This window comes from Marinimicrobium sp. UBA4509 (assembly GCF_002388575.1).
GTDB lineage: Bacteria > Pseudomonadota > Gammaproteobacteria > Pseudomonadales > Cellvibrionaceae > Marinimicrobium > Marinimicrobium koreense.
Genome location: NZ_DGMV01000083.1, coordinates 10182 through 15305 on the forward strand (window position 1 = coordinate 10182; position 5124 = coordinate 15305).

Consider the following 5124-nt stretch of genomic DNA (forward strand, 5'->3'; position numbering starts at 1 on the left):
GGCGGATGCGCTTCGCTTATCCGCCCTACGCAGACTATTCGGTGTACGTGAAACTCTGTAACGGCGGATGCGCTTCGCTCCGAATCGTCGGACCGATCCGCCCTACGCAAATATCCAGGTGGACATCAAATAATCTATTAGGGGTCGACGTAGGCCCAGACAAATTTTTCGGGGTTCAGTTGCGTTTCTCCGTCGAAACGGTAGGCCACCAGTCGGCCGAACTTGACCGCGCTGTAGTCCAGGCAGCCAATGTTGGATGCTATCGGTTCCGGGTGGCCTTTGAGCCAGTAGTGGCCGACGAATACGGGCTTTTCATCCGCGCCATAGGTTACCATCTGTTGCCGGTGCTCGGGGCTGATCCGCTGCTGACCGAAACCCACCGGGAGCGGATCGGGCTGGAATAACAGCTCTTCGTAGGTCTGCGCGTCCGGCGCCCAGAATTTGGTCCGAAAATGGGTTCGCTCGACCCCGTCGCTGGAAACAATGGTCATGCCTTTGGGCAAAGGCAGGTCGACACCGCTGGTGAGGCGCTGTTTGATGCGCGCGGCGTCGCTGCCCGGAATGGCGGTTTCCTGCAGAAAAGCGTCATCGAACCGGCCATCACCAAAGCGGGCCCGGTGGCGGGCGATCAACTCGGCGTCCCAACAGGCGTGTACCACCCGGAACTCCGGCCACTCGAGAAACAGCGGCAGGCGGCGGAACCATTCCAGGTAGTGGTTCCACTCCTCCGGGTAGTCGGCAAACTGCTCCAGGGTTTCGGCCAGTTGTCGGGTGTTGCGGGGCGTGTGGGGGCGCAGGTAGTCGGCCGGGGCCTCCCCAGCGGATCCGGCTTTGGGCGTACAGTAGGCCAGCGCGTTGAACTCGTGATTGCCCAATACCATGCGAGCGGCGCCGGCGGTCACCATGGCGCGCACCAACTGGAGCGCCTCGCGGATTCTCGGCCCTCGATCAATGATATCGCCGACGAAAATCGCCTGGCGGGTGTGATGGTAGTAGCCGCTTGGGCCTTGCCGGTAGCCAAGCTTGTGCAAAAGCCGCTCGAGGGTCTCGGCGCAGCCATGCACGTCGCCGATTACATCATAGCCCTGCCAATCTCCCGATAAACCTGCATCAAACGACTCTGACCCCATTGATACCTCAATCCAGCAAGTGTCCACCCCACCCCAGTTTGGAGCGACAGCGTTCGTAGAAGTTGTGGTTGACCGGGTGAATCAATTTGAGCAGTTGCGGTTTCTTGCGAATCAGCACTTCATCGCCCGGATGGGTCATAAAGTGTATCTGACCGTCACAGGTGACCTGAGGGTTGGTGTTGTTGTGCTCACCAACCAGAATTTTGATTTCGCTGTCTCCGGGCACCACCATCGGTCGGCTGCTGAGCGTGTGCGGGTTCATGGGCACCAGGCCAATGGCGTCCAGGCGCGGGTGCAGAATGGGGCCGCCGCCGCTCAACGCATAGGCAGTGGAGCCGGTGGGTGTGGAGACGATCATGCCGTCGGAGCGCTGGCTGGTGACGAAGTGGCCATCCACATAGAGCTCGAACTCCAACATCCGGATAAACTCGCCCGGGTGCAGCACCACATCATTGAGGGCATCCCCGGCGCTGACCAACTGGCCCCGGTGATAGACGCTCATATCCAGCAGAAAGCGCTGTTCTTCAACGTACTCACCGGCGAGCACTTCGCCCACTTTCTCTTCAATATCTTCCGGGGTGATATCGGTCAGGAAGCCCAGACGACCCCGGTTGACTCCCAGCAAGGGAACGCCGCTTTCAACCAGTGCCCGCGCGCCGCTGAGCATGCTGCCGTCGCCACCGACCACGATCACCAGATCGCAGTGGGCACCCAGCACTTCCAGGGAGACGGTGTGGGTCGCATCCTTGACCAACTCCTGATCCGGCAGGTGCTCGGCGGTTTCCTGCTCGAGCACAAAAGCCCGCCCCCGACTCTGCAGGAAGCGGATCAGGCGCTTCAGGGAATACAGTGCCCGATCGCTGTTGCGGCGCACTATCAGGCCGATGGTGGTGAATTCGGACATTCGGATTCTCTCGTCGCGATGATCTGTTATTGGTATTTGGGCGCCACATGGGTGCGCCACAGTTGAGCACTCGATGGACTCGGGAGGGCTCGCGGGGCTGCCGAGTGGTGCCGCTCAGCGCTTCAGATGGGTTCCCGACACGCCCTGCCCTCTTTTAACACATAAGGGGCCGGGTCTTCGAACTGTTCCGCCCATTGAGGGTCGCCAAACAGTGCGGGAGCGTCATTGAGGGCCTGGGCGCGATACCCCTGTTGACGCAGCAGGTGGGCCGTCGCCCGGCTACGGCGACCGGTGTCGCAGTAGCACAGGTATTCCACATCCTCGGCCAGCAGACGGGATTTGATGGCCAGCAGGCTCAGAGGGATATTGACCGCCTGGGAAAGGTGTTGCGCGCTGTACTCCTCTTCGCTTCGGGTATCCACCAAAACAGCGCCTCGAGCGCGTGCCTCGGGCAAGGTGGCCAGCGGTACCGTGGGGACCTCAGGGGCCTTGAGCAGCCGGTAGAAATCCTGCTTGTCCAGCACCATCAGCACGCCGTCGCTGAGCATACGGACCCGGGCGTTACGCGGGGCATCGTTCACCAGAGCGTCTTCCCCGAAGCAGCGTCCCGGGCCGATGTCAGCCAGGTGCGTCCAGCCTCCTTCGCCGTGACGATGAACCTCCGCCTCCCCTTCCTTGATGAAATAACAACAGTCACCGATTTCACCCTGGCGGATGATGGTTTCACCGGTATGGACCACCCGGGGTTTCAAGCGGTAGAAGATCTGCTCGACATTCAGCGGCGGAACCTTGAAGAACAGGTTGGAGCGCAACACCGTGGTCATCCACTCGATGTCTTCGTCCAAATCCCGCTCGCGGGAGATGTTCAGTTGCAGGTAGTCCGATACCTGGCTCCAGGTCAGCAGTTGGTCCAGGCGCTCGCTGTCGATGCGCAGGATACTGCAGTCTGTCTCGGCAACCGCCGTCACCGGCCGGGGCTGCTGGTGGGCCAGCGGCATGAGGGTGGAACGCCCCTTGATGCGGGTTTCCGCGCCCTGCCGGTCGGTCAAGAGGATATCACCGTGCAGCAGATAGAGGTGCTGACGGTCGTATTCTCCGGCACGAAACAGGGTTTGCCCGGCAAATACCACTTCCGCCTGGCTGTGTGAGAGCAGGTCCCGGAGGTGGCTTTCGCTCATGTCTTTGAGCGGCACCAGGGTGCGGGTCAGAGAGAGATCAAAAGCCGGATCGGAGGTCGGCGTCTGAGGCTGCGATGACAGCATAGGTCATTCCTTACCGATTTCGCATGATTCGCTGAGCGAGTGGAATTGAGCGTTATTGTGCGCCGTTTTCCCTACTGTGCCAAGCGCTGACCCACCACCATCTGGTGTGCTGCACAGCGATCGCTTTCGCCGGGATGAAAGTCCGCCGGGCGGGCGACCTGGGCCACGGCCTTGCCACAGCGGTGGCCGGCGTCATCTTTGGCGGTACAGACCGGCTCTCGGGAGTGCGCCAGCCACTCCTTGTACAGCGCCGGCACCACACCGGCGGCCCGGGCCGCAAAGGTATCCGGATCGTCGAGGTACGCGGCCATTTCGCTGGCGGGCACGGTAAGCTGACCGACTCCCGGATGGAACGCCACAAAGCTGATGCCGGCCCGATCCAGCCGGTCGAGCAACTGCCCGCCGCCCTGCTCCAGCAGGCTCTGGTTTTCCTGGCGCAGGCGGGCAATTTCCTCTTTGAAGTTATTTTCCTGCTGATGGCGGTAGAACAGCTCCATTTCGCGCATCCCCAGGCGCTCTTCCAGCTCGGCGGTAGCGTTCTGAACACGGGCTTCAAGCTCCATCTCATAGTTTTCCTGCAGCGTCTGAAGCTGCAGGTTTTCATCTGCGTGGGCGGCCTTGAGCTTGTGGCTGAAATACTCCCGCATACCCTCGATTTTCTGGACCTGGGCATCAAAGTTCTCTTTCAACGTCTCCAGGCGCTGGGTCAGCTCGCCATTTTGCTCCTGCAATTGGCGAACCTTGTCCCGATAGGCCTGCAGCCGCTGCTGGTGTTCCTGATTGAGCCCATCAATTTTGCGCGCATGACGATTATTCAGTGTGGTGATACGAAGCCGCTGCTCCTTGAGCATCCGGGCCAGGCGGTCGCGCATCTCCTGGGAGTAGTGCTCGTGCAGTGCCTTTCTGAGTTTCTGGGCTTCACGGGGCGCGATGGACTCCTCGTCCTTCGTTTCCTCCGGCTCCGGTTCGTATTTCACCAAGCCCAGGCGATTGCGGGCCACGGATTTACGCAGCAAGACAAAACTGTTTCGCCCCGGCTCCATCTGCGGGTCCCACAGATACTGCTGCTGCCAGGCCACTGGACACTGGCTGAAGCACACCAGACGAATCGGCCCGGCACCGAGATCCGGCCCGCGGGAGGCCTGCTCGACCAACTGCTGCAGCGGCAGATTCCAGCGATTATCCACCATCCCCCGGCCATCGAAGGCGATGACGAAGAATACCAGGGCACTGATCTGTAGCTGGGGGTTGATGGTCAGATAGGCGGCTTTGGCGGTCTGGCCCGCGTAGTCGGGCACCGGCACAAAACCGTCCAGTATTGCCTCGAACTCGGTGTAAAGCATCTCCCGGGCAACCTGATCACCAGAGAAAAAGAACACCGCTTCGGTGTGTTCCGAGTTGGAATGGGCCATAGGCAAACCGGGCATCGATGACAGGGACACTACTGACAGTTAACGTCAAAATCCGCCAACACTCAAGTTGACAGGCGCATTATGCCCGCCAATTGGCAATGACTCTGTGATGTGGTCGGCAGATTAATCGGCCCGGACGGGCTCGATGAGGGAGGGATTAAAGGTCGGAATAGTCTTCTGCACCGTCATCATCGGTGTAGTCAAAGCTGTAGTCCAGCAGGTCTTCTACGTAGTCTTCCACAATCGTATCCTCTTTCGTTCGCGGCGCCTGTTCAATGGTGGAGTCCTTTCCATGCGCCGATCCGTCAGGGTTAGAGTACGATCGGGGTGTGACAGTTTCGTGATTGTGGGGATTTTTTTTGGGGCGGGTTTGGGGGTGTATTGAGTTCCCGAACGGGATTCACTCTTTGGCAGCG

4 protein-coding genes are annotated in these 5124 nt (G+C 60.2%); all 4 read right to left on the bottom strand.

The features are described from left to right. Window positions 1–137: 137 nt before the first annotated feature. The gene (locus B3520_RS15520; protein ID WP_286804589.1) at window positions 138–1130 is read right to left on the bottom strand and encodes a metallophosphoesterase; all 993 of its coding nucleotides are present in this window, start codon (window positions 1128–1130) and stop codon (window positions 138–140) included. 7 nt (window positions 1131–1137) lie between these two features. Continuing rightward, complete coding sequence (locus B3520_RS15525) at window positions 1138–2034, bottom strand: NAD(+) kinase (protein ID WP_024460033.1); 897 nt, start codon at window positions 2032–2034, stop codon at window positions 1138–1140. Window positions 2035–2156: 122 nt separating this feature from the next. Then, the gene (locus tag B3520_RS15530; RefSeq protein WP_286804590.1) at window positions 2157–3296 is read right to left on the bottom strand and encodes a cyclic nucleotide-binding domain-containing protein; all 1140 of its coding nucleotides are present in this window, start codon (window positions 3294–3296) and stop codon (window positions 2157–2159) included. A gap of 71 nt (window positions 3297–3367) precedes the next feature. Next, on the bottom strand, window positions 3368–4708 hold the full coding sequence (locus B3520_RS15535; protein WP_286804591.1) for a hypothetical protein: 1341 nt from the start codon (window positions 4706–4708) through the stop codon (window positions 3368–3370). Between the last annotated feature and the right edge of the window lie 416 nt (window positions 4709–5124).